Annotated in this window: 22 protein-coding genes; 17 read left to right on the top strand and 5 right to left on the bottom strand. The window is 62.3% G+C overall.

Annotated elements, in window-relative coordinates; translation table 11 throughout:
* Positions 1–8: 8 nt before the first annotated feature.
* Positions 9–2,615, top strand: a complete 2,607-nt coding sequence (locus BLT50_RS04820; RefSeq protein WP_090027926.1) for a TRAP transporter permease — start codon at positions 9–11, stop codon at positions 2,613–2,615.
* Positions 2,612–3,043 (top strand): universal stress protein, encoded by a 432-nt coding sequence (locus BLT50_RS04815; RefSeq protein WP_090027142.1) that lies wholly within the window; start codon positions 2,612–2,614, stop codon positions 3,041–3,043. Before BLT50_RS04820 ends, BLT50_RS04815 begins: the two co-directional genes overlap by 4 nt.
* Here the strand turns inward: BLT50_RS04815 and BLT50_RS04810 are convergent.
* Genes BLT50_RS04810 through BLT50_RS19690 form a run of 5 tightly spaced genes read right to left on the bottom strand, consistent with a single transcriptional unit; the run spans position 3,040 to position 8,311 of the window.
* The gene (locus BLT50_RS04810) at positions 3,040–3,900 is read right to left on the bottom strand and encodes a beta-keto acid cleavage family enzyme (protein ID WP_090027140.1); all 861 of its coding nucleotides are present in this window, start codon (positions 3,898–3,900) and stop codon (positions 3,040–3,042) included. The two genes, BLT50_RS04815 and BLT50_RS04810, sit on opposite strands and share 4 nt — an antisense overlap.
* A gap of 1 nt (position 3,901) precedes the next feature.
* Positions 3,902–4,702 (bottom strand): TIGR03084 family metal-binding protein, encoded by an 801-nt coding sequence (locus tag BLT50_RS04805; protein WP_245723293.1) that lies wholly within the window; start codon positions 4,700–4,702, stop codon positions 3,902–3,904.
* Entirely contained in the window at positions 4,699–6,681 is a 1,983-nt protein-coding gene (locus tag BLT50_RS04800) for an acetyl/propionyl/methylcrotonyl-CoA carboxylase subunit alpha (protein ID WP_090027138.1), read from the bottom strand. The genes BLT50_RS04805 and BLT50_RS04800 overlap by 4 nt, the downstream gene beginning before the upstream one ends.
* A 2-nt stretch (positions 6,682–6,683) precedes the next feature.
* Positions 6,684–7,721, bottom strand: a complete 1,038-nt coding sequence (locus tag BLT50_RS04795; RefSeq protein ID WP_281241598.1) for an acyl-CoA carboxylase subunit beta — start codon at positions 7,719–7,721, stop codon at positions 6,684–6,686.
* A gap of 8 nt (positions 7,722–7,729) precedes the next feature.
* Positions 7,730–8,311: a carboxyl transferase domain-containing protein gene (locus BLT50_RS19690; protein WP_281241597.1), complete on the bottom strand. Its 582-nt coding sequence runs from the start codon at positions 8,309–8,311 to the stop codon at positions 7,730–7,732.
* 255 nt (positions 8,312–8,566) lie between these two features.
* On the opposite strand from BLT50_RS19690, the gene BLT50_RS04790 reads away from it, so the two are divergent.
* The 15 genes from BLT50_RS04790 to BLT50_RS04720 form a co-directional block, all read left to right on the top strand.
* Positions 8,567–9,313: a hypothetical protein gene (locus BLT50_RS04790; protein WP_139170473.1), complete on the top strand. Its 747-nt coding sequence runs from the start codon at positions 8,567–8,569 to the stop codon at positions 9,311–9,313.
* A gap of 72 nt (positions 9,314–9,385) precedes the next feature.
* Positions 9,386–9,583 carry a preprotein translocase subunit SecE gene (secE, locus tag BLT50_RS04785; protein ID WP_090027135.1) on the top strand — a complete coding sequence of 66 codons (198 nt, stop codon included), beginning with the start codon at positions 9,386–9,388 and terminating at the stop codon, positions 9,581–9,583.
* A 196-nt stretch (positions 9,584–9,779) separates the two neighbouring features.
* On the top strand, positions 9,780–10,313 hold the full coding sequence (gene nusG / locus BLT50_RS04780) for a transcription termination/antitermination protein NusG (RefSeq protein WP_090027924.1): 534 nt from the start codon (positions 9,780–9,782) through the stop codon (positions 10,311–10,313).
* 111 nt (positions 10,314–10,424) lie between these two features.
* The gene (rplK, locus tag BLT50_RS04775; RefSeq protein ID WP_090027133.1) at positions 10,425–10,850 is read left to right on the top strand and encodes a 50S ribosomal protein L11; all 426 of its coding nucleotides are present in this window, start codon (positions 10,425–10,427) and stop codon (positions 10,848–10,850) included.
* 1 nt (position 10,851) lies between these two features.
* Positions 10,852–11,550 carry a 50S ribosomal protein L1 gene (gene rplA, locus BLT50_RS04770; protein WP_090027131.1) on the top strand — a complete coding sequence of 233 codons (699 nt, stop codon included), beginning with the start codon at positions 10,852–10,854 and terminating at the stop codon, positions 11,548–11,550.
* A gap of 235 nt (positions 11,551–11,785) precedes the next feature.
* On the top strand, positions 11,786–12,304 hold the full coding sequence (gene rplJ / locus BLT50_RS04765; RefSeq protein WP_090027129.1) for a 50S ribosomal protein L10: 519 nt from the start codon (positions 11,786–11,788) through the stop codon (positions 12,302–12,304).
* 70 nt (positions 12,305–12,374) lie between these two features.
* Positions 12,375–12,758, top strand: coding sequence for a 50S ribosomal protein L7/L12 (rplL, locus tag BLT50_RS04760; RefSeq protein WP_090027127.1), 384 nt, complete (start codon positions 12,375–12,377; stop codon positions 12,756–12,758).
* A gap of 246 nt (positions 12,759–13,004) precedes the next feature.
* Positions 13,005–17,141: a DNA-directed RNA polymerase subunit beta gene (gene rpoB, locus BLT50_RS04755; protein ID WP_090027125.1), complete on the top strand. Its 4,137-nt coding sequence runs from the start codon at positions 13,005–13,007 to the stop codon at positions 17,139–17,141.
* A 52-nt stretch (positions 17,142–17,193) separates the two neighbouring features.
* Positions 17,194–21,435: a DNA-directed RNA polymerase subunit beta' gene (rpoC, locus tag BLT50_RS04750; protein WP_090027123.1), complete on the top strand. Its 4,242-nt coding sequence runs from the start codon at positions 17,194–17,196 to the stop codon at positions 21,433–21,435.
* A gap of 130 nt (positions 21,436–21,565) precedes the next feature.
* Positions 21,566–22,465, top strand: coding sequence for a DMT family transporter (locus BLT50_RS04745; protein ID WP_090027121.1), 900 nt, complete (start codon positions 21,566–21,568; stop codon positions 22,463–22,465).
* Positions 22,462–23,307 (top strand): glycosyltransferase, encoded by an 846-nt coding sequence (locus tag BLT50_RS04740; protein ID WP_090027119.1) that lies wholly within the window; start codon positions 22,462–22,464, stop codon positions 23,305–23,307. Before BLT50_RS04745 ends, BLT50_RS04740 begins: the two co-directional genes overlap by 4 nt.
* Before the next feature lie 280 nt (positions 23,308–23,587).
* The gene (gene rpsL, locus BLT50_RS04735; protein WP_005980675.1) at positions 23,588–23,959 is read left to right on the top strand and encodes a 30S ribosomal protein S12; all 372 of its coding nucleotides are present in this window, start codon (positions 23,588–23,590) and stop codon (positions 23,957–23,959) included.
* Positions 23,960–23,971: 12 nt separating this feature from the next.
* Positions 23,972–24,442 (top strand): 30S ribosomal protein S7, encoded by a 471-nt coding sequence (gene rpsG / locus BLT50_RS04730; RefSeq protein ID WP_090027117.1) that lies wholly within the window; start codon positions 23,972–23,974, stop codon positions 24,440–24,442.
* Positions 24,443–24,466: 24 nt separating this feature from the next.
* A complete protein-coding gene (gene fusA, locus BLT50_RS04725; RefSeq protein ID WP_090027115.1) occupies positions 24,467–26,590 on the top strand; it encodes an elongation factor G in 2,124 nt (707 codons plus the stop codon).
* An 84-nt stretch (positions 26,591–26,674) separates the two neighbouring features.
* Positions 26,675–26,769, top strand: a 95-nt coding sequence (locus tag BLT50_RS04720; RefSeq protein ID WP_002583150.1) for a GTP-binding protein, incomplete at its 3' end; no start/stop codon positions are given.

The raw sequence follows: 26,769 nt of genomic DNA, 5'->3' as shown, positions 1-26,769 counted from the left end.
AGGGGCCCATGTCCGACAGAGAAAAATCTGCACTGAACGAAGACGAGCTGCAGGAACTCGTCGCCGCCAGCGACAGCGGCGCGCGCAAGGTTCCCGGCAATCTTGGTCTCTTCATCGCGGCGGTCGCGCTGATCTGGTCGGTGTTCCAAGTGCTTCTGGCCTCGCCGGTCGCGCCATATGTGCTGCCCGGCGACCTGATCAACAACTCGCGCCAGATCCATCTGGCCTTTGCGATCTTTTTGTCTGCGATGGCCTATCCATTGTTCCGCTCCGCGTCGAAAACCTCGGTGCCATGGTATGACTGGCTGCTGGCGATCGGCGGGGCCTACCTCGCGCTTTACGGATATTTCTTTTACGACAAGATCGTCCAGAATGGCGGGCTTGCCGACGACAGCGACGCGATGTTCGCGCTGGCCGGTCTGACCTTTCTGTTCATCGCCGCCTACCGCACGCTGGGCCCGGTCATGGTGGTGCTGGCGCTGATCTTTCTTGCCTATGTGTTCTTCGGCGCGTCCGAGGCCGTGCCCGACCAGATCCGCTGGGCCGGTGCGTCGCTGCGCAAGGCCATGAGCCACATGTGGATCACGTCCGAAGGGGTGTTCGGCATCGCGCTGGGCGTATCGACCAAGTTCGTCTTCCTGTTCGTGCTGTTCGGTGCGCTGCTGGATAAGGCCGGTGCGGGGAATTACTTCATCAAGATGGCATTCGGCGCGCTGGGTCATCTGCGCGGTGGTCCGGCCAAGGCCGCCGTTGTCGGCTCGGCCGCCACGGGGCTTATTTCTGGTTCTTCCATCGCAAACGTGGTCACCACCGGCACGTTCACCATTCCGCTGATGAAGCGCGTCGGTTTTTCCGCCGAAAAGGCCGGGTCGGTCGAGGTCGCAAGCTCGGTCAACGGGCAGATCATGCCGCCCGTCATGGGCGCCGCGGCCTTTCTGATGGTCGAATATGTGGGCATTTCCTATTTCGAGGTGATCACCCACGCCTTCCTGCCCGCGATCATTTCCTACATCGCGCTGGTCTATATCGTCCATCTCGAGGCGGTGAAGAACAACATGCCGACCCTTGGCAACAAGGTGGTGTCGATGGGCCGCACCATCGGCGGGATGATCCTGTTCTTTGCCGGGTTCGCGGGGCTTTGCTATGCCACGCAATACCCGGTGGGCTGGATCGTGGCGCTGGTGCCCGAAGGCTCGGGCTGGGTTCTGTCGGCGGCGCTGGGGCTGGTTTATGTCGCGCTGGTCTGGCTGGCCGCGCAAGCGCCCGACCTTGAACCCGACGATCCCAATGCCGAGGTCGTCGAGCTGCCCGACATCACGCAGATCTACAAGACGGGTCTCTATTACCTGCTGCCGATCATCGTGCTGGTCTATTTCCTGATGATCGAGCGCAAGTCGCCGGGCCTGTCGGCGTTCTGGGCGACGTTCCTACTGTTCTTCATCCTGCTGACGCAGAAGACGCTCAAGGCCATGTTCCGCGGCGAAGCGAACGCGATGGGCCGCTTGCGCGAGGGTCTGATCGACCTGATCGCGGGCATGATCGACGGTGCGCGCAACATGATCGGCATCGGCCTTGCCACGGCGACCGCCGGCATCATCGTCGGCACCGTGTCGCTGACCGGGATCGGGCAGGTGATGGCCGATTTCGTCGAGTTCCTTTCCGGCGGCAACCTGATCCTGATGCTGATCTTCGTGGCGATCCTGTCGCTGATCCTTGGCATGGGGTTGCCGACCACGGCGAATTACATTGTCGTCAGCTCGCTCATGGTGGCGGTCGTGGTGGAACTGGGCGCGCAATCGGGCCTCGTGGTGCCGTTGATCGCCGTGCATCTGTTCGTGTTCTATTTCGGGATCATGGCGGATGTGACGCCGCCGGTTGGGCTGGCCAGTTTCGCGGCCGCCGCCGTGTCGGGCGGGGATGCGATCCGCACCGGCTTTACCGCGTTCTTCTACAGCCTGCGCACCGTCGCGCTGCCTTTTGTCTTCATCTTCAACACCGACCTGTTGCTGATCGACGTGACCTGGGTGCAGGGGGTGATCGTCTTTGTCGTGGCCACGATCGGTATCCTGATCTTCACTGCGGCGACGATGGGCTGGTTCCTGACCCGCAACCGGATCTGGGAAACCGTGGCGATGCTGGTGATCGCCTTTGCGCTGTTCCGTCCGGGGTTCTTCATGGACATGATCCAGCCGCCCTATGAAGACGTTGAACCCGCGCAGTTCGAAGAGGTTCTGGCAAATGCGCCCGTTGGCTCGAGCCTGCGAACGGTCGTGTCGGGGCCGGATTTCGATACGCTCGAAATGAAGGACCTGACGCTGGTTCTGGACGTGCCCGAAGGTGCCGATGCCGCCGCGCGGCTGGATTCCCTTGGTTTGCTGCTTGCGCCCGAAGGCGACCAGATGATCCTGGAAGAGCCGATGTTCGGCACACCCTTGGCCGACACGTTGTCTAGCTTTGATTTCTACGGCGACGATCCCGTGCAGATCACTGCCGTGCGTGCGCCCAACGACCAGTTGCCCAAGGAACTGATATTCATCCCCGCGCTGCTTCTGCTGGGCCTGATCGCCCTGATGCAATCCCGCCGCGCCAGATCAATCGAGGGAGTACCGGCATGATCAAGACCGTTCTGTGTGCCGTTGACGTCAACCGCCCCGACGCCGAGGTGAAGGTCGTGCAGACCGCGCACCGTCTGGCCGAGCTGGAGGGGGCGCAACTCGACGTCATAACCGTGATCCCCGATTACGGCATGAGCGTCGTCGGGGGCTTCTTCAGTGACGACCACACGCAAAAGGCCGTGGAGCACGCAAAGGAAATCCTCAACGACCTGGTGTCAGGCGCCATTGGCGACGATGCCAACGCCAAGGTGCGCCATGTGGTGGGGGTCGGGACCGCCTATCACGAGATCATCGAAACCGCGGAAAAGGACGGCGCCGACCTGATCGTTCTGGGCGCGCACCGCCCCGATCTGCGCGACTACCTGCTGGGCCCTAACGCCGCGCGCGTCGTGCGCCATTCGACCTGCTCGGTCTACGTGGTGCGCTAGGCGGGCAGACCCAGTATCTGCCGCGCCTCTTGCGGGCTGGCCACGGCGCGGCCCGCATTCCCGGCGCAATGCGCCAGAGCTTCGATCAGTTGACCGTTCGAGCGCGTCTTGGACCCGTCCGGCAGATAGAACGTGTCCTCGACGCCCGTGCGCAACATGCCGCCCAGTTCCGCGGCTTTCTGGTGCACCGGCCAGATTTCATCGCGTCCGATAAGGGTCGCCTGCCACGGTGCACCATCGAGGATATACCCCATGAGCCACTCCAGCAGAGCGGCATCGACCGGCATCCCGGATGCCACGCCCATCACGAGGTTATACTGCGCGCTGTCGGTCATCCCGTTTTTCACATACATCGCGACGGACCGGACGATGCCCGTGTCGAAACATTCGAATTCCGGCCGCGTGCCGGTTTCCCGCATGACATCGAGGAAATCGCCCACCTTCTGCGGCGTGTTGTCGAACAGCATCGGCGGCCAGGCCCAATCGCCATTGGCCCTGAGTTTCAGGTAGTTGAGCGAACCTGCGTTGCAGGCGCCGATTTCGGGCCGCAGCGCGCGCAGCACGTCCAGCGGACCCTGGTAGTCGGGCCCGACGACCCCTGTGGTCGAGTTGATGATGATGCCCGGGCAGGCATCGCGGATGGCATCCACGATTTCCTTGGCCACGGCCGGATCCCAGCTGGGCAGATGGCCCTTGCCCGGAGCCTGCTGGCGATAATGGATATGGATCACGGATGCGCCGGCATCCATCGCCTCGCGGGCCGAGGCGGCGCATTCCGCCGGTGTGACCGGCACCGGATGCTGGGTCGGGTCGGTCAGAACGCCGTTCAGCGCGCATGTCAGGATCGCCTTGTCCATATCAGTCGGTCCTTATGTGGCGGGTGCCGGGGGCGGGGGGCGTTTCGGGCGGGCCGGCAAAGCATTGCGCATGGGCCATCCAGGTTTGCGCCACCGGCCCGTCGATGCGCAGCGCGGTATCGGCCAGCGCGCGCGTCTGGGTGACGACGGCCGCGAAATCGACGGCCATTCCGGTGATCAGGCCCGCGGTGTCGTCGCCGAATTCCCAGATCTCGCCCGAGGGTGCCGTAAGCCGTAATTTCGGCATCGTGTCCGGCACGTCCAACCCATGCACTTTGTGCGACCAGCCAAAGGTGTTCACCCCAAGCACCACGATGTTGCGCAGCCTGTCGCCTTCTTCGCGGGTCAGCCCAAGCGTATCGAACACTTCGAAGCCATGCGCCCAGGTTTCCATCTGCCGTGCGGTGATGGATGACCGCGCCGACATCGACGGCCCGGCCCATGGCAGCCGCGCCTTCGGGTCCATGTGCTGCCAGCGCCCGGCCATGTCGCGGGCCTGTGCGATCCACGCCGCGCGCAGGTCGGGGCCGCGTTCGGCAATCGCCGCGTTTTCCGGCCCGCGCATGCCGTCGCCCTTCTGGAATGACGCAAAGACCGGGGCGACCATGTCGTGAAACGCGGCCTCGTCACTGGCCGAGATATCGGCCGCGCGGTTCCAGAAATGGAGATGGACAAGCACGTCGTTGATCGTCCAACCCTTGAACTGCGTGGGTGTATCGAATGCAGATGCCGGCAAGTCCGCAATCGCATCGTGCAGCACTTCGGACTCGGCAAGAAAGTCATTCGCTTCGCTCAGGCTCATTCCTCGACCTCCTCGATTGTCAGTATCACGGTGCCGCTGTCGATCTGCTGCCCGGTGGCGACGAACACTTCGGCGATCGAACCATCCACCGCCGCGCGGAGCAAATGCTGCATCTTCATGGCCTCAAGAACGGCCAGAACCTGCCCTTTCTCGACTTGGTCGCCCGGCGCCACGTCGACCGAAACGACCAAACCCGGCATCGGGGCTGCATGCGTTCCGTTGCCGTCCATTGCGGCTGCATCCGCCCAGGGACGGTGACGGGCGAAGTGGAACGATTGCGCCTCGGATTGAAGATAGAGCCCGTCCGCCTCATCCATGGCAAACCCGACCGAAAGGCCCCGACCGTCCACCACCAGCCGAGCGCGGGGTGGCGTCACTTCGCGGATTTCGACGCGATGTTCCCAGTCGGCGCCACGGATCATCCATCCGGCCGCCCCCTCGGCCCGGGCCGACAAGGTGGAAACGCTGTCGCCCTGAGACAGGTCGACAGGGACAGGCAATCCGCCATCCGACGCGAACCCCGAAAGGCTGTCATCCGGCAGGGTCGACGCCGCAAGCGCGGCTGCGGTCTCGTTCTGCAGCAGCAAGGCCGCGGCACAGGCAAGGTGCCGGGTGTCCGGGCAGGGCGTTGCGATTGCGTCATAGGTCTCCGCGATGAATGCGGTCGTGGCCTCGCCCGCGACAAAGGCCGGCTGGCGCAGGATATCCGCAAGATGCCCGGCATTGGTCGTCACCCCCAAAAGGACCGTCTGGTCCAGCGCGGCCAGCAGGCGCTGGCGGGCGATTTCGCGGGTCGGGCCATGGGCGATCACCTTGGCCAGCATCGGGTCGTAATGCGGGCTGACCGTCTGGCCGGTGGCGATGCCGGCATCGACGCGGATACCTTCCCCATCCGCCGGGCAGAATTGTGCAATCCGTCCAGTGGCAGGCAGGAAATCCTGCGCCGGGTTCTCGGCGTAAAGGCGCACTTCGATCGCATGACCGCGCAGGTCCACCTGATCTTGCGACAGGGGCAGGGGGGCGCCTTGCGCCACGGCGATCTGCCACGCCACGAGGTCGAGCCCGGTCACCATCTCTGTCACCGGGTGTTCGACCTGCAGGCGCGTGTTCATTTCCAGGAAATAGAACGCACCCGATGCATCCAGCAGGAATTCGACCGTTCCCGCCCCGCGGTAATCGACGGCACGGGCTGCATCGGTCGCCGCGCGGCCCATCGCGGCGCGCAGTTCACTTGTCATGACGGGGCAGGGCGCCTCTTCGACGACTTTCTGGTGCCGGCGCTGGACCGAGCAATCCCGTTCACCCAGATGGATCACGTTGCCATGGGCATCGGCAAAGACCTGGATTTCGACGTGACGTGGGCGCTGGACCGCGCGCTCCAGGATCAGAGCGTCCGATCCGAACGCGGCTTGCGCCTCGTTGCGGGCGCGGGTGATTGCATCGGGCAGATCCGCAGGATCGGCGACAAGACGCATGCCGCGCCCACCGCCGCCAGCCGCCGCCTTTACCATGAGGGGAAAGCCGATCCTGTCGGCTTCGGCCAGCAGCGTCGGGTCTGATTGATCCGTGCCCTGATAGCCCGGAACGCAGGGCACCCCGGCCGCGATCATCGCGCGCTTGGCGGCGGCCTTGTCGCCCATGACCTCGACCGCATGCGCGTCCGGGCCGATGAAAGTCAGCCCCGCAGCCACGACCGCGCGCGCGAAATCCGCGTTTTCAGACAGAAAGCCATAGCCCGGATGGATCGCCTGCGCGCCGCTGCGGCGGGCCGCATCAAGGATCGCGTCCGTGTTCAGGTAGCTTTGGGCCGCGGTTGCGGGCCCGATCCGAACGGCGTCGTCCGCCAGCGCCACATGCGGCGCTCCTGCATCGGCGTCGGAATAGACGGCGACGCTGCGCAAGCCCATGGCGCGTGCCGTTTTCAGGATGCGGCAGGCGATTTCGCCGCGGTTGGCGACAAGGATAGTATCGAATGCCATCGTCACATCCTCGCCACGCCAAAGGAGTTCGGCCGCAATTCACGCTTGCGCGCCTCGAGGCAGGTCATCAGGCAGAAGGCCAGCACCTTCCTGCTGTCCCGCGGGTCGATCACACCGTGATCGAGAACGCGGCCCGACGTGTAGAACGGGCTGGACTGGCGATCGAACAGGTCTTGTATCGCGCCCTCCTGCCGGGCCAGCCTGTCTTCGTCCACGTCTTCTCCGCGGCGCGCGGCACCGGCGCGGGCGACCATGCTCATGGTCCTGGCCGCCTGCTCGCCCCCCATCACGCCCGATCGCGAATTGGGCCACGCAAACAGGAAATCCGGCTCGTATGCGACGCCGCACATGCCGTAGTTGCCGGCGCCGAAACTGGCCCCGCAATACATCGTGATCTTGGGCACCTGCGCGTTGGACACCGCCTGGATCATCTTCGAGCCGTGCTTGATCATGCCGGCGCGTTCATATGCGGTGCCGACCATGTAGCCGGTCGTGTTGTTGAGGAATATCAATGGTGTCCCCGCCTGGTCGCACGCCTGGATGAAATGCGTGGCCTTGTTCGCGCCCGCAGGGTCGATCGGCGCGTTGTTGGCAAGGATGCCGACGGCGATGCCGTGAACCAGCGCCTGAAGGCATAGAGCGCCCGGGCCGAAATCCGGTTTGAATTCGTCGAAATCCGATCCGTCGACCAGACGGGCGACGACCTCGCGCATGTCATAGGGTGTCTTGGGGTCGGCAGGCACGATACCTGCCAGCTCGTCAATACCGCGCGATGGCGGGGCGAAACCGCGCGGTTTCGCCGGCATGATGTCGCGGTTCCAGTCGAGCCGGCCCACCACGCGGCGCGCCATTTCGATGGCATGGGCGTCGTCTTCGGCCAGATACTCGACCAGGCCGGAAACCGTCGCATGCATTTCGGCGCCGCCCACATCCTTGTCTGTCGTCTTTTCGCCGGTGGCCGCGTGGACAAGCGCCGCCCCGGCCAGCGCGGCCATTCCGTTCGACCGGACGGCGATCACGTAATCCGACAATCCCGGCATATACGCCCCTACGCCCCGCCCGCCGTAGACGGCCCGTGCAGGACCGCGATCGTGGGCAGGCCCGCCGCCGAAAGGCGGGCGAGGTTGCGAAACACCGCGCCGCCATGCGCCCAGTCCTCGACCCGATAGTTCATCAGGTTCGCGCCCGCGCTTTCGACAAGATGGATGAACGGCAGCTTCTGGCGGAGCGCGATTTCCTGGACCGACAGCATGGCCTGCAGCGCCATCGGGCTGAGCGCGCCTGCGTTGATGCCGCTGTCATCGACTACAATAGCGACGCGCACACCCGCGACATGGCCGATCCCGGCCAGAAAGGTGCTTCCCGGTATGGATGTTTCGGGGTTGTCCGTATCGGCCAAATAGCCGGCAAGGCTGTGCAGGCGAAGGAAGGGCATGCCGGGATCGAGCAGCCGCGCCAGCCTTTCCCGCGGGGTGATTTGTCCCCGTTCGTGAAACCGTGCGCGGCGCTGTTCGGATTTCTGCGCGGCGCGCGATTCAAGCGCGCGAAGTTCGTCGATTGCGCGCAGCATGGCCGCGCGGTTTTCGTCATAGCCGGGCGTGTCCGGGCCAAGCTGCGGTCCGCTCCACATCGCACTCCTCCTTTTGCGACAGGCACGACGGGACGTTACGAAGCGGTTGGGGCTGACTCAATTTCAAAACGGGACATGACGGGGGCAAAACCGCCAAGTGACTGTGGTGAAAGCATTTTACCTCACGTCCCGGCCAGAGGGCCCGCCGCCGCATTCTGGGCACGGTTTTGACGCGCGGATGCCGGATTTCTCGGGGACGATCGCACCGGACTCGTCTGCGCAAGCAAGCGGGCCGTGTGACGTTGAGGGATGGGCATGACCGAACAAAAAGGAAAGGCAGACCTGGACGCGGATGTCCTGGCGATCCGCGAGTTGCTGAAGGATCAGGCGGACGGGACGGCATCGGCACCCGACGAAAGGCCCGACACGAAGCCAATCGAGAAAGAAGCGGCCGAAGCCGCAGTTTCGCCAGCCAAGCCCCTGGGCGATGAGCCCGCAGAGGCGCCGAACGACGAATTGGATGCCGCCATTCGCGGTATGGTCGACGCCACGGATAACGACACTTCACTGAAGAACCAGATCCGCGCAGCGGAAAAAGCTGCCGATGCGGTGGTCACCCCGCGCCGACGGCGTTTGCCCGCGCCGCTTGCGCGGCTGGTGGCGCGGGTGCGCGGTTACAGGCCGACCCGCCGGCACATCGCGCTGGCGGTTCTGGCGCTATTGGCCGTTTTCCGGCCCTGGTTGCTGGTGGCGCTGCTGCTTTTTCCCGTCATCGTGGTGGCAGGGCTGTTCATGTCTTTCGGGCATGACCGGTTCTGGGCGGGTGTCCTGAAGTACTTTAACTGGTACCGCGCAAAGCACCCGGACCGCGCGGAACGGTTGCGCCGCAAGGCGGATGGGTTTGCCCTGCGGTGGGATGCGGTTCTGGACCGGTTTCCCGAAGGCACGGTCGACGCGCTTTACCTGCCGGATCTGAATTCCCTGCAAGAGCGGGAAGACAGACACAAAAAGGCCCTTGCCGCCCGGTTCGACAAGCTGCAGGACGAGGCAAAGGCGCAATAGGCCGCGAGCGCCCTTGAATTTGTGGCAACGGGCAAGTATGTGGGCCTCTGATCCGATTGAAAAGGTGCAGGCATGGCGCGCACGAACCCCCTCCAGTTCATTCAGCAGACCCGGGCCGAAGTGTCCAAGGTGGTCTGGCCGACCCGCCGCGAAGTGGTGCTGACCACGGTGATGGTATTCATCATGGCGGCACTGACTGCCGTTTTCTTCGGTCTGGTTGACCTGCTGATCCGCTCTGGGCTGCAGGCGATCCTGACCGTCTTCGGCTAAGCGCCGGACACCGCGAAATTCCGCCCGTCAGGGTTGCCAAGCCTGAGCATTCTTTGTAACAGGCAGGTCTGATCCGAATATGGCGTGCGGCGATTCGTGTTGCACGCCGATTTTTTGTTTCGGGTCGTGCGCGTAAGTGCAAGAATTCAAACAAGTTTTCGGTCAGCGGGCCGAAAAGGCAAGGACTGAGGTCAAGATGGCGAAGCGTTGGTATTCGGTGAGCGTTCTCTCGAATTTCGAGAAGAAAGTCGCCGAGCAGATCAGGCAGGCTGTCTCGGAGAACGGTCTGGAAGACCAGATCGAGGAAGTTCTTGTGCCGACCGAAGAAGTGATCGAGGTGCGCCGCGGGAAAAAGGTGACGACCGAGCGCCGTTTCATGCCCGGCTACGTTCTGGTGCGCATGGAAATGTCCGACCGCGGCTATCACCTGATCAACTCGATCAACCGCGTGACCGGGTTCCTTGGTCCGCAGGGGCGCCCGATGCCGATGCGTGACGCCGAAGTTCAGGCGATCCTGGGCCGTGTGGCCGAGGGTGAAGAAGCGCCGCGCACGCTCATCCGTTTCGAGGTGGGCGAAAAGGTCAAGGTCAACGACGGTCCTTTCGAGGATTTCGACGGCATGATCGAGGAAGTGGACGAAGACAACCAGCGCCTCAAGGTGTCGGTGTCGATCTTTGGCCGGGAAACCCCGGTCGAACTGGAATTCACGCAGGTCACGAAGCAATCGTGATCTGAGTGACGAGCCGTGGGAGGCGAGGGCGTCGCGATGCCCGGACCGGACCACGACAACGAAAAGCCCGGCTGACGCGTCAGCGGGCTGTTGGAAAGAAGGAGAGGCCAGATGGCCAAGAAACTCGTCGGCACGCTGAAACTTCAGGTGCCCGCCGGTCAGGCGAACCCCTCGCCGCCCGTGGGCCCCGCACTGGGTCAGCGCGGCATCAACATCATGGAATTCACCAAGGCCTTCAACGCCAAGACGGCGGACATGGAGCCGGGCGCACCTTGCCCGACGGTGATCCATTACTACCAGGACAAGTCCTTCACGATGGACATCAAGACGCCGCCGGCGTCGTACTATCTGAAGAAGGCCGCCAAGCTGAAATCGGGCGCGAACGCCCCTGGTCGCGAGACCGTGGGCACCGTGACCGTCGCGCAGGTGCGCGAAATCGCCGAGGCAAAGATGAAAGACCTCAACGCCAACGATATCGACGCCGCCATGCAGATCATCCTGGGTTCGGCGCGGTCCATGGGCATCGAGGTGAAGTAAGATGGCAAAACTCGGAAAACGTACCCGCGCAGCACGCGAAGCCTTTGTCGGCAAGGAAAACCTGTCGGTCGAGGAAGCGGTGTCCCTGGTCAAGGGTAACGCCACTGCGAAATTCGATGAAACCATCGAGATTTCCGTGAACCTGGGCGTCGACCCGCGCCACGCAGACCAGATGGTCCGCGGTGTGGTCGGCCTGCCGAACGGCACCGGCAAGGACGTGCGCGTCGCCGTCTTCGCCCGTGGCCCCAAGGCGGACGAAGCCAAGGAAGCCGGAGCGGACATCGTCGGCGCCGAAGACCTGATGGAAACCATCCAGGGCGGCAAGATCGATTTCGACCGCTGCATCGCGACCCCCGACATGATGCCGATCGTCGGCCGTCTGGGTAAGGTGCTTGGCCCGCGCAACCTGATGCCGAACCCCAAGGTCGGCACCGTGACCATGGATGTCGCCGATGCGGTCAAGGCCGCGAAGGGCGGTGAAGTCCAGTTCAAGGTCGAAAAGGCCGGTGTCGTGCACGCAGGTGTCGGCAAGGCATCGTTCGACGAAGGCAAGCTGGTGGAAAACATCCGTGCATTCGTGTCGGCCGTCGCCAGGGCGAAGCCAGCGGGCGCCAAGGGCACCTATATGAAAAAGGTGTCGCTGAGCTCGACCATGGGCCCTGGCGTGTCGATCGACGTGGCCAACGTTACGGCCGAATAAGAATTCCGCGGGGTGACCCGCTGAATGGCGGGGCCGGAAACGGCCCTGTCCTGTCCGAGACGGAGGGTTGGGCGCAAGCCCTATAATTCCTTCCTGAGATGGGGAACGAGACAATTGACCGTCGGGTGTGAACCCCTCGGGCGATCTGGCCTCGGGACCCTGAAATTGGACCCGAACGGCGGGGGAACCCGCCAAATATGAGCCGGGGGGCAACCCCCAAACTTGGAGTGAAACTGTGGATAGAGCCCAGAAAGAGAAAGTGGTCGAAGAACTCGGCCAGATCTTCGAAAGCTCTGGCGTCGTGGTGGTAGCACACTACGCGGGGATCACGGTTGCCGAGATGCAGGACCTGCGCGCCAAAATGCGTGAAGCGGGCGGGTCCGTACGCGTTGCCAAGAACAGGCTCGCCAAGATCGCCCTTGAGGGAAAGCCGTGCGAAAGCATTGCGAGCCTTCTGTCGGGCATGACCGTTCTTGCCTATTCCGAAGACCCCGTGGCAGCAGCCAAGGTGGCCGAGGACTTCGCCAAGGAGAACAAAAAGTTCGAAATCCTTGGCGGTGCAATGGGCGAGAACGCTCTGGACCGGGCCGGTGTCGAAGCCGTGTCGAAAATGCCGTCGCGCGAGGAGCTTATTGCTTCGATCGTGGGCTGCATCGGCGCACCCGCTTCGAACATTGCCGGGGCCATTGGCGCACCTGCTTCGAACATCGCAAGCATCCTCTCGACCATCGAAGAGAAGGCCGAGGCGGCTTGAGCAACCTGAAACCCCGCGTCGTGGCGATTGCCTGACGTTGGAACACATCTAAATAGACGGAAACAGTAAAATGGCTGATCTGAAGAAACTCGCAGAAGAGATCGTTGGTCTGACGCTTCTCGAAGCACAAGAACTGAAAACCATCCTGAAGGATGAGTACGGCATCGAGCCCGCCGCTGGCGGCGCAGTGATGATGGCTGGCCCGGCGGCTGGCGGTGACGCAGGCGCGGCTGCTGAAGAGCAGACCGAGTTCGACGTCATCCTGAAGTCGGCAGGCGCATCCAAGATCAACGTGATCAAGGAAGTTCGCGGCATCACCGGCCTGGGCCTGAAAGAAGCCAAGGAACTGGTCGAAGCCGGCGGCAAAGCCGTGAAAGAAGGCGTCGACAAGGCAGAAGCCGAAGACATCAAAGCCAAGCTGGAAGCAGCTGGCGCCGAAGTCGAGCTGAAGTAATCAGCGCCGGGGCGTGCCCCGGGGACGAAGAAATTGGCTGGGTCCGGGCAAATCCCGGGCCCAGCCGAACCTGTCTTGGCAAGGGCCCCATCGAGGGGGCGTTTTCCAAGGCGCGGTTCACCGGATCGGGAGGGCGTTGGTGGGACAATGCCCGGGAATTGATCCAGAACCCCCTGTTTCGGATGGGCGCATGACCGGGGCCCGACGGTCGTGACGTCTGATGAGAAACGAAAGGTGACCAGACATATGGCTCAGTCCTTCCTTGGCCAGAAACGTTTGCGCAAGTATTTCGGCAAAATCCGCGAAGTGCTGGAGATGCCGAACCTAATCGAGGTTCAGAAATCCTCGTACGATCTTTTCCTGAATTCCGGCGACCAGCCGCAGCCCACCGATGGCGAAGGCCTGATGGGCGTGTTCCAGTCGGTCTTTCCGATCAAGGATTTCAACGAAACCAGCGTGCTGGAATTCGTGAAATACGAGCTGGAAAAGCCGAAATACGACGTCGATGAATGCCAGCAGCGCGACATGACCTATTCCGCGCCGCTGAAAGTGACGCTGCGCCTGATCGTTTTTGATGTGGACGAAGATACCGGCGCCAAGTCGGTGAAAGACATCAAGGAACAGGACGTGTTCATGGGCGACATGCCCCTGATGACGCCGAACGGCACCTTCATCGTGAACGGTACCGAGCGTGTGATCGTTTCCCAGATGCACCGCAGCCCCGGCGTGTTCTTCGACCACGACAAGGGCAAGACCCACAGCTCGGGCAAATTGCTTTTCGCCTGCCGCATCATTCCCTATCGCGGCTCGTGGCTGGATTTCGAATTCGACGCCAAGGACATCGTCTTTTCGCGTATCGACCGCCGCCGCAAACTGCCGGTGACGACCCTGCTTTATGCCCTTGGGCTGGATCAGGAAGACATCATGCAGGCCTATTACGACGAGGTCTCGTACAAGCTGGAGAAGGGCAAAGGTTGGGCCACCAAGTTCTTCCCCGATCGCGTGCGCGGCACGCGTCCGCCCTTTGATCTGGTGGACGCCGCAACCGGCGAAGTGATCGCCGAAGCCGGCAAGAAGATCACCCCGCGCGCCGTCAAGCAGCTGAAAGACGAAGGCAAGGTCACCGAGCTGCTGGTTCCGTTCGAGAACATCATCGGCAAGTTCGTTGCCCGTGACCTCATCAACGAGGAAAACGGCGCGATCTATGTCGAAGCCGGTGACGAGCTGACTGTCGAATACGACAAGGATGGCGCGATGATCGGCGGTTCGATCAAGGAACTGATCGACGCCGGCGTGACCGAGATTCCGGTGCTGGACATCGACAACATCAATGTCGGCCCGTACATGCGCAACACGATGGCGCAGGACAAGAACATGAACCGCGAAAGCGCGCTCATGGATATCTACCGCGTCATGCGTCCGGGTGAACCGCCGACCGTCGAAGCCGCCGAGGCGCTGTTCGACACGCTGTTCTTCGACAGCGAGCGGTATGACCTGTCCGCCGTCGGCCGCGTGAAGATGAACATGCGCCTGGCGCTGGACAAGCCCGACACCCAGCGCACGCTGGATCGCGAAGACATCGTCGCCTGCATCAAGGCGCTGGTGGAACTGCGCGATGGCAAGGGCGACATCGACGATATCGACCACCTCGGCAACCGCCGTGTGCGCTCTGTCGGTGAGCTGATGGAAAACCAGTACCGCGTTGGCCTGCTGCGTATGGAGCGTGCGATCAAGGAGCGTATGTCGTCTGTCGAAATCGACACGGTCATGCCGCAAGATCTGATCAACGCCAAACCGGCCGCCGCAGCCGTGCGCGAGTTCTTTGGCTCGTCGCAGCTGTCGCAGTTCATGGACCAGACCAACCCGCTGTCGGAAGTCACGCACAAGCGGCGCCTTTCGGCGCTTGGCCCGGGCGGCCTGACGCGCGAGCGCGCCGGCTTCGAGGTGCGCGACGTGCACCCGACGCATTACGGCCGGATGTGCCCGATTGAAACGCCGGAAGGCCCGAATATTGGTCTGATCAACTCGCTCGCCACCTTCGCGCGCGTGAACAAGTATGGCTTCATCGAAACTCCTTACCGTGTCGTCAAGGACGGGCAGGTGACGGACGAAGTGCACTACATGTCCGCGACCGAGGAAATGCGCCACACCATCGCGCAGGCCAACGCCACGCTGGACGAAAAAGGCAAGTTCATCAACGAGATGGTGAACACCCGCCAGTCCGGCGACTATACGCTGGCGCCGAACGAAAGCGTCGATCTGATCGACGTGTCGCCCAAGCAGCTGGTGTCGGTCGCGGCCTCGCTTATTCCGTTCCTGGAAAACGACGACGCCAACCGCGCGCTGATGGGGTCGAACATGCAACGTCAGGCGGTTCCGCTTCTGCGGGCCGAGGCGCCGCTGGTCGGTACCGGCATCGAAGCCAAGGTTGCCGTCGACTCGGGCGCGGCACACCAGGCGCGCCGCGCCGGTGTGGTCGACCAGGTCGATGCAAGCCGGATCGTGATCCGTGCGACCGAAGACCTCGAACTGGGGGATGCGGGCGTCGATATCTACCGCATGCGCAAGTTCCAGCGGTCGAACCAGAACACCTGTATCAACCAGCGTCCGCTGGTGAAGGTGGGTGACACGGTCCAGAAGGGCGAAGTAATCGCAGACGGTCCGTCGACCGACCTGGGTGAGCTGGCGCTCGGCAAGAACGTGGTCGTCGCGTTCATGCCCTGGAACGGCTACAACTACGAAGACTCGATCCTGATCTCGGAGCGCATCGTCCGCGACGACGTGTTCACGTCGATCCACATCGAGGAATTCGAAGTCGCCGCGCGCGACACTAAGCTTGGCCCGGAAGAGATCACCCGCGACATCCCGAACGTCGGTGAAGAGGCGCTGCGCAACCTCGACGAGGCTGGCATCGTCTACATCGGCGCCGACGTCGAGCCGGGCGATATCCTGGTCGGCAAGATCACCCCGAAGGGCGAAAGCCCGATGACGCCGGAAGAAAAGCTGCTGCGCGCCATCTTTGGCGAAAAGGCAAGCGACGTGCGCGACACCTCGCTGCGGGTCAAGCCGGGCGACTACGGCACCGTGGTCGAAGTGCGTGTGTTCAACCGTCACGGCGTCGAGAAAGACGAGCGTGCCCTGCAGATCGAGCGCGAGGAAGTCGAACGCCTGGCGCGTGACCGCGACGACGAGATGGCGATCCTGGATCGCAACATCTATGCGCGTCTGAAGTCGATGATCCTGGGCAAGGTTGCCGTCAAGGGCCCGAAAGGCGTCAAGGCGAACTCGGAAATCACCGATGATCTTCTGGACAGCCTGACCCGTGGCCAGTGGTGGCAGCTCGCCCTCAAGGAAGAGGCCGACGCCCAGATCGTCGAAGCCCTGCACGAGCAGTACGAAGCACAGAAACGTGCTCTCGATGCCCGTTTCGAGGACAAGGTCGAAAAGGTCCGCCGTGGCGACGACCTGCCGCCGGGCGTGATGAAGATGGTCAAGGTGTTCGTCGCGGTGAAGCGCAAGCTGCAGCCGGGCGACAAGATGGCCGGCCGTCACGGCAACAAGGGTGTCGTTTCCAAGGTCGTCCCGATCGAGGACATGCCCTTCCTTTCGGACGGCACCCCGGTCGATATCTGCCTCAATCCGCTGGGCGTGCCCAGCCGGATGAACGTCGGTCAGATCCTCGAAACCCACATGGGTTGGGCCGCGCGCGGTCTGGGGATCAAGATCGACGACGCACTGCAGGATTACCGCCGGTCCGGCGACCTGACCCCGGTGCGCGAGGCGATGCGCCTGGCCTATGGCGAGGATGTCTATGAAGAAGGCATTGTCGGCATGGACGAAGGTGCGCTGATCGAAGCGGCGACAAACGTCACCCGCGGTGTACCGATTGCAACGCCGGTCTTCGACGGCGCCAAGGAAGGCGACGTGAACGACGCGCTGCGCCGCGCCGGTTTCGACGAAAGCGGCCAGTCGGTCCTGTTCGACGGGCGCACCGGCGAGCAGTTTGCCCGCCCGGTCACCGTTGGCGTCAAGTACCTGCTCAAGCTGCACCACCTGGTGGACGACAAGATCCACGCGCGGTCCACTGGCCCGTACAGCCTGGTCACCCAGCAGCCGCTGGGCGGCAAGGCGCAGTTCGGCGGTCAGCGTTTCGGGGAAATGGAGGTCTGGGCGCTTGAAGCGTACGGCGCCGCCTACACCCTGCAGGAAATGCTGACGGTCAAGTCGGACGACGTGGCAGGCCGGACCAAGGTCTATGAAAGCATCGTCAAGGGCGAGGACAATTTCGAAGCGGGCGTTCCCGAGAGCTTTAACGTTCTGGTGAAAGAAGTCCGCGGCCTCGGCCTGAACATGGAACTCCTGGATGCGGAGGAAGACGAGTGACGGGGGCACCCCCCGTCCTCATCCCCCTCTGCCCTCTGTCAAGGAATTGAAAATGAACCAGGAACTGACGAACAACCCGTTCAACCCGCTGACGCCGCCCAAGGTGTTCGACGAAATCCGCGTCTCGCTGGCATCGCCCGAGCGTATCCTTTCGTGGTCCTATGGCGAGATCAAGAAGCCGGAAACCATCAACTACCGCACGTTCAAACCCGAGCGTGACGGCCTGTTCTGCGCGCGTATCTTTGGCCCGATCAAGGATTACGAATGCCTGTGCGGCAAGTACAAGCGCATGAAGTATCGCGGCGTCGTCTGCGAAAAATGCGGTGTCGAGGTGACCCTGCAAAAGGTCCGCCGCGAACGCATGGGGCACATCGAACTGGCCGCTCCGGTGGCGCATATCTGGTTCCTCAAGTCGCTGCCCAGCCGCATCGGCCTGATGCTGGACATGACCCTGCGCGATCTCGAACGCATCCTGTACTTCGAAAACTACGTGGTGATCGAACCGGGCCTGACCGACCTGCAATACGGCCAGTTGATGACCGAAGAGGAATACCTGGACGCCCAGGACGCCTTCGGCATGGATGCCTTCACCGCCAATATCGGCGCCGAGGCGATCCGCGAGATGCTGGCCAATATCGACCTCGAAGCCGAGGCCGAGCAACTGCGCGCCGACCTGGCCGAAGCCACCGGTGAGCTGAAGCCCAAGAAGATCATCAAGCGTCTGAAGGTCGTCGAAAGCTTCCTGGAGTCCGGCAACCGCCCGGAATGGATGATCATGACTGTGATCCCGGTCATTCCGCCCGAACTGCGCCCGCTGGTGCCGCTCGACGGTGGCCGCTTCGCGACCTCGGACCTGAACGATCTCTATCGTCGGGTGATCAACCGGAACAACCGCCTGAAGCGCCTGATCGAACTGCGTGCGCCCGATATCATCGTGCGCAACGAAAAGCGGATGCTGCAGGAAGCGGTCGACGCCCTGTTCGACAACGGCCGCCGCGGCCGCGTGATCACCGGTGCGAACAAGCGCCCGCTGAAATCGCTGTCCGACATGCTGAAAGGCAAGCAGGGCCGGTTCCGCCAGAACCTGCTGGGCAAGCGCGTCGACTTTTCGGGCCGTTCGGTCATCGTGACCGGCCCCGAATTGAAGCTGCACCAGTGCGGCCTGCCCAAGAAGATGGCGCTGGAGCTGTTTAAGCCGTTCATCTACTCGCGGCTCGAGGCCAAGGGCCTCAGCTCGACCGTGAAGCAGGCGAAGAAGCTGGTCGAAAAGGAACGCCCCGAAGTATGGGACATCCTGGACGAGGTGATCCGTGAGCATCCGGTCCTTCTGAACCGCGCGCCCACGCTGCACCGCCTGGGTATCCAGGCGTTCGAGCCGGTTCTGATCGAAGGCAAGGCGATCCAGCTTCACCCGCTGGTGTGTTCGGCCTTCAACGCCGACTTCGACGGCGACCAGATGGCCGTGCACGTCCCGCTGAGCCTCGAAGCGCAGCTGGAAGCGCGCGTGCTGATGATGTCGACGAACAACGTTCTGTCGCCCGCGAACGGCGCGCCGATCATCGTTCCGTCGCAGGACATGATCCTTGGCCTCTATTACACCACCATCGAACGCGAAGGCATGAAGGGCGAGGGCATGACCTTTGCCTCGATCGAAGAGGTCGAGCATGCGCTGAACGCCGGTGAGGTGCACCTGCACGCCAAGATCCAGTGCCGCATCAAGCAGATCGACGAGGAAGGCAACGAAGTCTGGAAGCGTTACGACACGACGCCCGGCCGTGTGCGCCTTGGCGCGCTGCTGCCGCTGAACGCAAAGGCGCCGTTCGAGCTGGTCAACCGCCTGCTGCGCAAGAAAGAGGTGCAGCAGACCATCGACACCGTCTACCGCTATTGCGGCCAGAAGGAGTCGGTCATCTTCTGTGACCAGATCATGGGCATGGGCTTCAAGGAAGCGTTCCGCGCCGGTATCTCGTTCGGCAAGGACGACATGGTGATCCCCGACAACAAGTGGAGCATCGTGGACGAAACCCGCGAGCAGGTGAAAGACTTTGAACAGCAGTACATGGACGGCCTGATTACCCAGGGCGAAAAGTACAACAAGGTCGTCGACGCCTGGTCGAAGTGCAACGACAAGGTGACGGACGCCATGATGTCCACCATCTCGTCCGAACGCCGCGACGGCAACGGTGCCGTGCAAGAGCCGAACTCGGTTTACATGATGGCCCACTCGGGCGCGCGGGGTTCCGTCACGCAGATGAAGCAGCTGGGCGGCATGCGTGGCCTGATGGCCAAGCCGAACGGCGACATCATCGAAACGCCGATCATTTCGAACTTCAAGGAAGGTCTGACGGTGCTGGAGTACTTCAACTCCACGCACGGCGCCCGTAAGGGTCTGTCGGATACCGCGCTCAAGACTGCGAACTCGGGTTACCTGACCCGCCGTCTTGTCGACGTGGCGCAGGATTGCATCGTGCGCGAGCATGACTGCGGAACCGACAATTCGATCACGGCCGAACCCGCGATCAACGATGGCGAAGTCGTCGCATCGCTTGGGGAACGCATCCTGGGCCGCGTCGCGGCCGAGGACATCGTTCACCCCGCGACGGGCGAGGTCATCATCGCCGTGGGCACTTTGATCGATGAGCGTATGGCGGACGCGGTTGAAGACGCTGCTCTGCCCGCAGTGCGCATCCGGTCGCCGCTGACCTGCGAAAGCGAAGACGGTGTCTGCGCAATGTGCTATGGCCGCGACCTTGCACGCGGCACGATGGTGAACACCGGCGAAGCCGTCGGCATCATCGCGGCACAGTCGATCGGTGAACCCGGCACCCAGCTGACGATGCGGACATTCCACATCGGCGGCGTTGCACAGGGTGGCCAGCAGTCGTTCCTCGAAGCCAGCCAGGAAGGCGTGATCGAATACGAAAACGCCCAGACCCTGGAAAATTCGTCCGGCGAAATGCTGGTGATGGGCCGCAACATGAAGCTGATCATCAAGGACGAAAACGGCCAGGAACGTGCCAGCCACAAGGTCGGCTACGGCTCCAAGCTGTTCGTCAAGGAAGGTCAGAAGGTTGCCCGTGGCGACAAGCTGTTCGAATGGGATCCCTACACGCTTCCGATCCTTGCCGAAAAGGCGGGCACGGCCAAGTTCGTCGACCTTGTCAGCGGCATCGCCGTGCGCGAGGACACCGACGACGCAACCGGCATGACGCAGAAAATCGTCATGGACTGGCGCGCCGCACCCAAGGGCAACGAGCTCAAGCCCGAAATCATCCTTGTGGGTGAAGACGGTGAGCCGGTGCGCAACGATGCCGGCAACCCGGTGACCTACCCGATGTCCGTCGACGCGATCCTTTCGGTCGAAGACGGCCAGAAGGTCGAAGCCGGCGACGTCGTCGCGCGTATCCCGCGCGAAGGTGCGAAGACCAAGGACATCACCGGTGGTCTGCCGCGTGTGGCCGAACTGTTCGAAGCCCGTCGCCCCAAGGATCACGCGATCATCGCCGAAGTCGATGGTTACGTGCGCTTTGGCAAGGACTACAAGAATAAGCGCCGCATCACCATCGAGCCTGCCGACGATACCCTGGCACCGGTCGAGTACATGGTTCCCAAGGGCAAGCACATTCCTGTCCAGGAAGGCGACTATGTCCAGAAGGGCGACTACATCATGGACGGCAATCCTGCGCCGCATGACATCCTGTCCATCATGGGTGTCGAGGCGCTTGCCAACTACATGATCGACGAAGTCCAGGACGTGTACCGCCTGCAGGGCGTGAAGATCAACGACAAGCATGTCGAGGTGATCGTGCGCCAGATGCTGCAGAAGTGGGAAATCTCCGACAGCGGGGACACCACGCTTCTGAAGGGCGAACATGTCGACAAGCAGGAACTGGACGCGGCCAATGCCAAGGCCGAGGCCAAGGGCGGTCGCCCCGCATCGGGCGAACCGATCCTGCTGGGCATCACCAAGGCGTCGCTGCAGACACGCAGCTTCATCTCGGCGGCGTCGTTCCAGGAAACCACCCGCGTGCTGACCGAAGCTTCGGTTCAGGGCAAGGTGGACAAGCTGGTCGGCCTGAAGGAGAACGTGATCGTGGGTCGCCTGATCCCGGCGGGTACCGGCGGGGCAACCCAGCGCGTTCGCCAGATCGCGCAGGGCCGCGACAACAAGGTGATCGAAGCGCGCCGCGAAGAGGCCGAAGCTGCAGCCGCACTGGCCGCCCCGGATGCCGACGACATCGTGGGCGGGGACGAGTTCGACACGATGATCGACACGCCCGAAAGCCGCGAATGATCGCCTGAAGGTTCCTGAAATCCTGCAAAGGCCCCGCTTCGGCGGGGCCTTTCGTTTGAGCGACGGGGCTTTTCTTTCGTAGCAATACGGTGTTTCGTCGGTGCGAAACGCGAGTTACGGGACAGAAGGCATGACAGGCGCCGCTTTGACTGACAATTTCAAGGGGGCGCTGTTGATGATGGCCAGCATGGCGGCCTTCACCCTGAACGACACTTTCGTCAAGGCACTGGCGGGCGAGTTGCCCCTGTTCCAGTTGCTTTTCCTTCGTGGTTTGCTGACCACGTTCCTGGTGGGCCTTCTGGCGTGGCGGCTCGGGGCATTTTCGCGGCGTATTCCGCGTCGGGACTGGCAACTTGTCGGCCTGCGGCTGGTGGCCGAGATCGCCGCCGCCTATTTCTTTTTGACGGCGCTTTTCAACATGCCTCTGGCCAATGTGACGGCAATCCTGCAATCGCTGCCGCTGGTGGTGACATTGACGGCGGCCTTGCTGTTCGCCGAACCGCTTGGCTGGCGTCGTCTGAGCGCGATTTTGATCGGCCTGTGCGGTGTCCTGCTGATTGTGCGCCCGGGAACCGAGGGCTTCACCCTTTATTCCGTCTATGCACTGATTGCGGTCGGTTTCGTCACGATGCGCGACCTGTGCACCAGGCGGCTGAGTGCCGAGACCCCTTCGATGCTGGTGACATTCCTGACATCGGGGGCCGTCATGGTGTTCTTTGGTCTTGGCAGCCTCATGGACAGCTGGGTGCCGGTGACGACCGGGGCCGGCCTTAAGATCCTTGGTGCGTCGGTGATGATCTTCGGCGGGTATCTCTTTTCGGTGATGGTCATGCGGATCGGTGAAATCTCGTTCGTGACACCGTTTCGATACACCGGTCTGATCTGGGCGTTGATCCTGGGATGGGCGGTGTTCGGCGACTGGCCCGCACCGGTCACGCTGGTCGGCGCGGCGGTTGTCGTCGGCAGCGGTATCTTCATGCTCTACCGTGAGCGGCAACTAGCGCGGGGCCCGCAGGCGGTGCGGCAATGACCGTTCCGGTCCAGGTTTTGGGACTGTGCCGCTGGAATTATCCTTCGGCGCCGGGTGCCTTTCAGCGCGAAGCGTTGGGCGGTCTCGAAGCCATCCGCGCGGCCTTGTACGATCCGATGCGCCTGGCTTTGCGCCTGTTTTTCCTGGAGCATGTCGTATTGCCGCCACTGCGGGCGCAAACCGATCCCGACTTTACGATCGTGATGCTGATGGGCGACCAGTTGCCCGGCGAAACGCGCGACCGGATCGACACGCTCATTGCAGATGTGCCGCAGATAAAGCCGGTCTACGCACCCGAGGGACAGCCGCATCAGGACATTTGCCGCGACGTGATGCAGTCGCACCGCGACCCGTCTGTACGCGCGGTGGCGGAAATTCGGTTTGACGATGACGACGCATCGGCCGTCGATATCGTCGAGCGCACGCGCGACGTTTTCAGCCGGACCAAGGCGCTTTTCCGGTCGGGTGGAAAGATGGCGCTGGATTTCAATCGTGGCTTCATCCTGCGCACCGAATCCAACGGGGTGCAATTCCAGCCGGTGACGTCACGATACTGGACGCCCGCGCTGGTTCTTTTTCAGCGGCCTCAAAGCGATCTGAGCCTGCTCGATTTCAACCATGCGCAGTTATGGAAACGTATCCCCACGATCACCTTTCCGAAGGTGCCGATGTATCTGCGCGGCGCGCATGGCGGCAATGACAGCGGCGTATCGGTGAACCCACACAATGCCGACGATGCCTGGCAAAAGGCGGATACGCTTGGCGAAACATTGCTAGAACGGTTCAACATCGACCACGGCCGGCTGAATGACGCCTGGCTGAAATTGCTGCATGGCGACTGAACGCCAATCACGCCATTGCGTGTTGTTGACAACCCCCGCGACTCCCCCTATACGCCCGTCATCCGGCGCGGGGTCTCCCCCTATGCCGATATCAGAACTGTAGTGGACACGATCCAGGCTAATGCTGCCTCGATCCTCTGGAAACCCACCGCGTCGTTCACCTCGGAATGGGAACGATGGCGGTTTTTTCGCTTTGTGGACGCACAAGGCGGTTTGAAACGGAAACCGCGCGGGGATGCCCGCGCAGACACATGTGTTGATAGACGGGGAAAGAGACCCAATGCCAACGATCCAGCAGCTGATCCGCAAGCCGCGGCAGCCCAAAGTCAAACGTTCGAAGTCGATGCATCTTGAGCAGTGCCCGCAAAAGCGCGGCGTCTGCACACGCGTCTACACCACCACGCCGAAAAAGCCGAACTCGGCCATGCGTAAAGTGGCCAAGGTGCGCCTGACCAACGGCTACGAGGTGATCAGCTATATCCCCGGCGAAAGCCACAACCTTCAGGAACACTCGGTTGTCCTGATCCGTGGCGGCCGTGTGAAAGACCTTCCCGGTGTGCGCTACCACATCCTGCGCGGTGTTCTGGATACCCAGGGCGTCAAGGATCGTAAGCAGCGCCGCTCGAAATACGGCGCCAAGCGTCCGAAGTAAGAGGATTACAGAATGTCCCGTCGTCACGCCGCTGAAAAACGCGAAATCCTGCCCGACGCCAAGTATGGCGACCGGGTGCTGACCAAGTTCATGAACAACCTGATGCTCGACGGTAAGAAATCCGTCGCCGAGCGCATCGTCTACGGTGCCCTCGACCGCGTCGAGCAAAAGATCAAGCGCGCCCCCGTCGAGGTGTTCCACGAGGCGCTCGACAACATCAAGCCGTCGGTCGAAGTTCGCTCGCGCCGCGTTGGTGGTGCCACCTATCAGGTGCCGGTCGAAGTTCGCCCGGAACGCCGTGAGGCCCTGGCCATCCGCTGGCTGATTTCGGCCTCGCGCTCGCGCAACGAAAACACCATGGAAGAGCGCCTTGCCGGCGAACTGCTCGATGCGGTTCAGTCGCGCGGTGCAGCCGTGAAAAAGCGCGAAGACACCCACAAGATGGCCGACGCCAACAAGGCGTTCAGCCACTATCGCTGGTAATTCAGACCGTAAGGATCAGGCCAAATGGCACGCGAATATCCCCTCGAACGGTACCGCAACTTCGGTATCATGGCGCATATCGATGCAGGCAAGACCACCTGCTCGGAGCGTATCCTTTTCTACACCGGCAAGTCCCACAACATCGGTGAGGTGCACGATGGTGCAGCCACCATGGACTGGATGGAGCAGGAGCAGGAACGCGGCATCACGATCACTTCGGCTGCGACCACCACCTTCTGGCAGTGGCAGGAAGATCCGACCGCCGAAGGCACCTCGGACACCAAGTACCGGATGAACATCATCGACACGCCCGGACACGTGGACTTCACCATCGAGGTGGAACGTTCGCTGGCCGTGCTTGACGGTGCCGTTGCGGTGCTCGACGCTAACGCCGGTGTCGAACCGCAGACCGAAACGGTGTGGCGTCAGGCCGACCGTTACAAGGTTCCGCGTATCGTGTTCGTCAACAAGATGGACAAGATCGGCGCAGACTTCTTCAACTGCGTGCACATGATCGAGGATCGCACCGGTGCCATTGCAGCCCCGATCCAGATCCCGATCGGCGCCGAGAACGAGCTGGAAGGCATCGTCGATCTGGTGACCATGGAAGAATGGACCTGGAAGGGCGAAGACCTGGGTGCATCCTGGACCCGTCAGCCGATCCGCGACAGCCTCAAGGACACCGCCGACGAATGGCGCGCCAAGCTGATCGAGAACGCCGTCGAAATGGACGACGACGCGATGATGGCGTACCTCGAAGGCGAAGAGCCCGACATCCCGACGCTGCGCAAGCTGATCCGCAAGGGCACGCTGGCGCTGAAATTCGTTCCGGTTCTGTGTGGTTCGGCATTCAAGAACAAGGGTGTGCAGCCGCTGCTGAACGCCGTTGTCGATTACCTGCCGTCGCCGCTGGACGTGGTCGATTACATGGGCTTCAGCCCCGATGACGAAACCGAAGAGCGTAACATCGCCCGCCGCGCGGACGACAACATGCCCTTCGCCGGTCTGGCGTTCAAAATCATGAACGACCCGTTCGTCGGCTCGCTGACCTTCACCCGCATCTACTCGGGTGTCCTGGGCAAGGGCGACAGCGTCCTGAACTCGACCAAGGGCAAGCGCGAGCGTATCGGGCGCATGATGATGATGCACTCGAACAACCGTGAAGAGATCGAAGAGGCATTTGCCGGCGACATCATCGCGCTGGCGGGTCTGAAGGACACCACCACGGGTGACACGCTGTGCGACCCGAAAGAACCGGTGGTTCTGGAAACCATGACCTTCCCCGATCCCGTGATCGAGATCGCGGTCGAGCCCAAGACCAAGGGCGACCAGGAAAAGATGTCGGCGGGCCTTGCACGGCTTGCGGCAGAAGACCCCTCCTTCCGCGTCGAAACCGACCTCGAGTCCGGCCAGACCATCATGAAGGGCATGGGCGAACTGCACCTCGACATCCTGGTCGATCGTCTGAAGCGCGAATTCAAGGTCGAGGCGAACATCGGTGCGCCGCAGGTGGCCTATCGCGAAACGATCAGCCACGAGATCGAGCACACCTACACCCACAAGAAGCAGTCGGGTGGTTCGGGTCAGTATGCCGAGGTCAAGCTCATCATCACCCCGACCGAGCCGGGCGAAGGTTACTCCTTCGAATCCCGCATCGTCGGCGGTGCCGTGCCCAAGGAATACATCCCGGGCGTGGAAAAGGGCATCCAGTCCGTCATGGACAGCGGCCCGCTTGCCGGCTTCCCCGTGATCGATTTCAAGGTCGCGCTGATCGACGGTAAGTTCCACGATGTGGACTCCAGCGTTCTGGCGTTCGAAATCGCGTCCCGCATGTGCATGCGCGAAGGTCTCAAAAAGGCCGGCGCAAAGCTGTTGGAACCGATGATGAAGGTCGAAGTGATCACGCCGGAAGAATACACCGGCAACATCATCGGTGACCTGACTTCGCGTCGGGGCCAGGTGTCGGGGCAGGAACCGCGCGGCAACGCCGTCGCGATCAATGCCTTCGTGCCGCTGGCGAACATGTTCGGCTACATCAACACGCTGCGCTCGATGTCTTCGGGCCGCGCGCAGTTCACGATGCAGTTCGACCATTACAACCCGGTTCCGCAGAACATCTCGGACGAGATTCAGGCGAAATACGCATAACGGGATGCCGGGCATGGTGCCCGGCCTACCCACCCACCGTAGGCCGGGTCATTGCCCGGCTCCCGACAAGACAAGGAGGCCATCATGGCAAAGGAAAAGTTTGAACGCAGCAAACCGCACGTGAACATCGGCACGATTGGTCACGTTGACCACGGCAAGACGACGCTGACGGCGGCGAT

This window comes from Lutimaribacter saemankumensis (assembly GCF_900100005.1).
GTDB classification, from domain to species: Bacteria; Pseudomonadota; Alphaproteobacteria; order Rhodobacterales; family Rhodobacteraceae; genus Lutimaribacter; species Lutimaribacter saemankumensis.
This window is presented reverse-complemented; position numbering and strand designations above follow the sequence as displayed.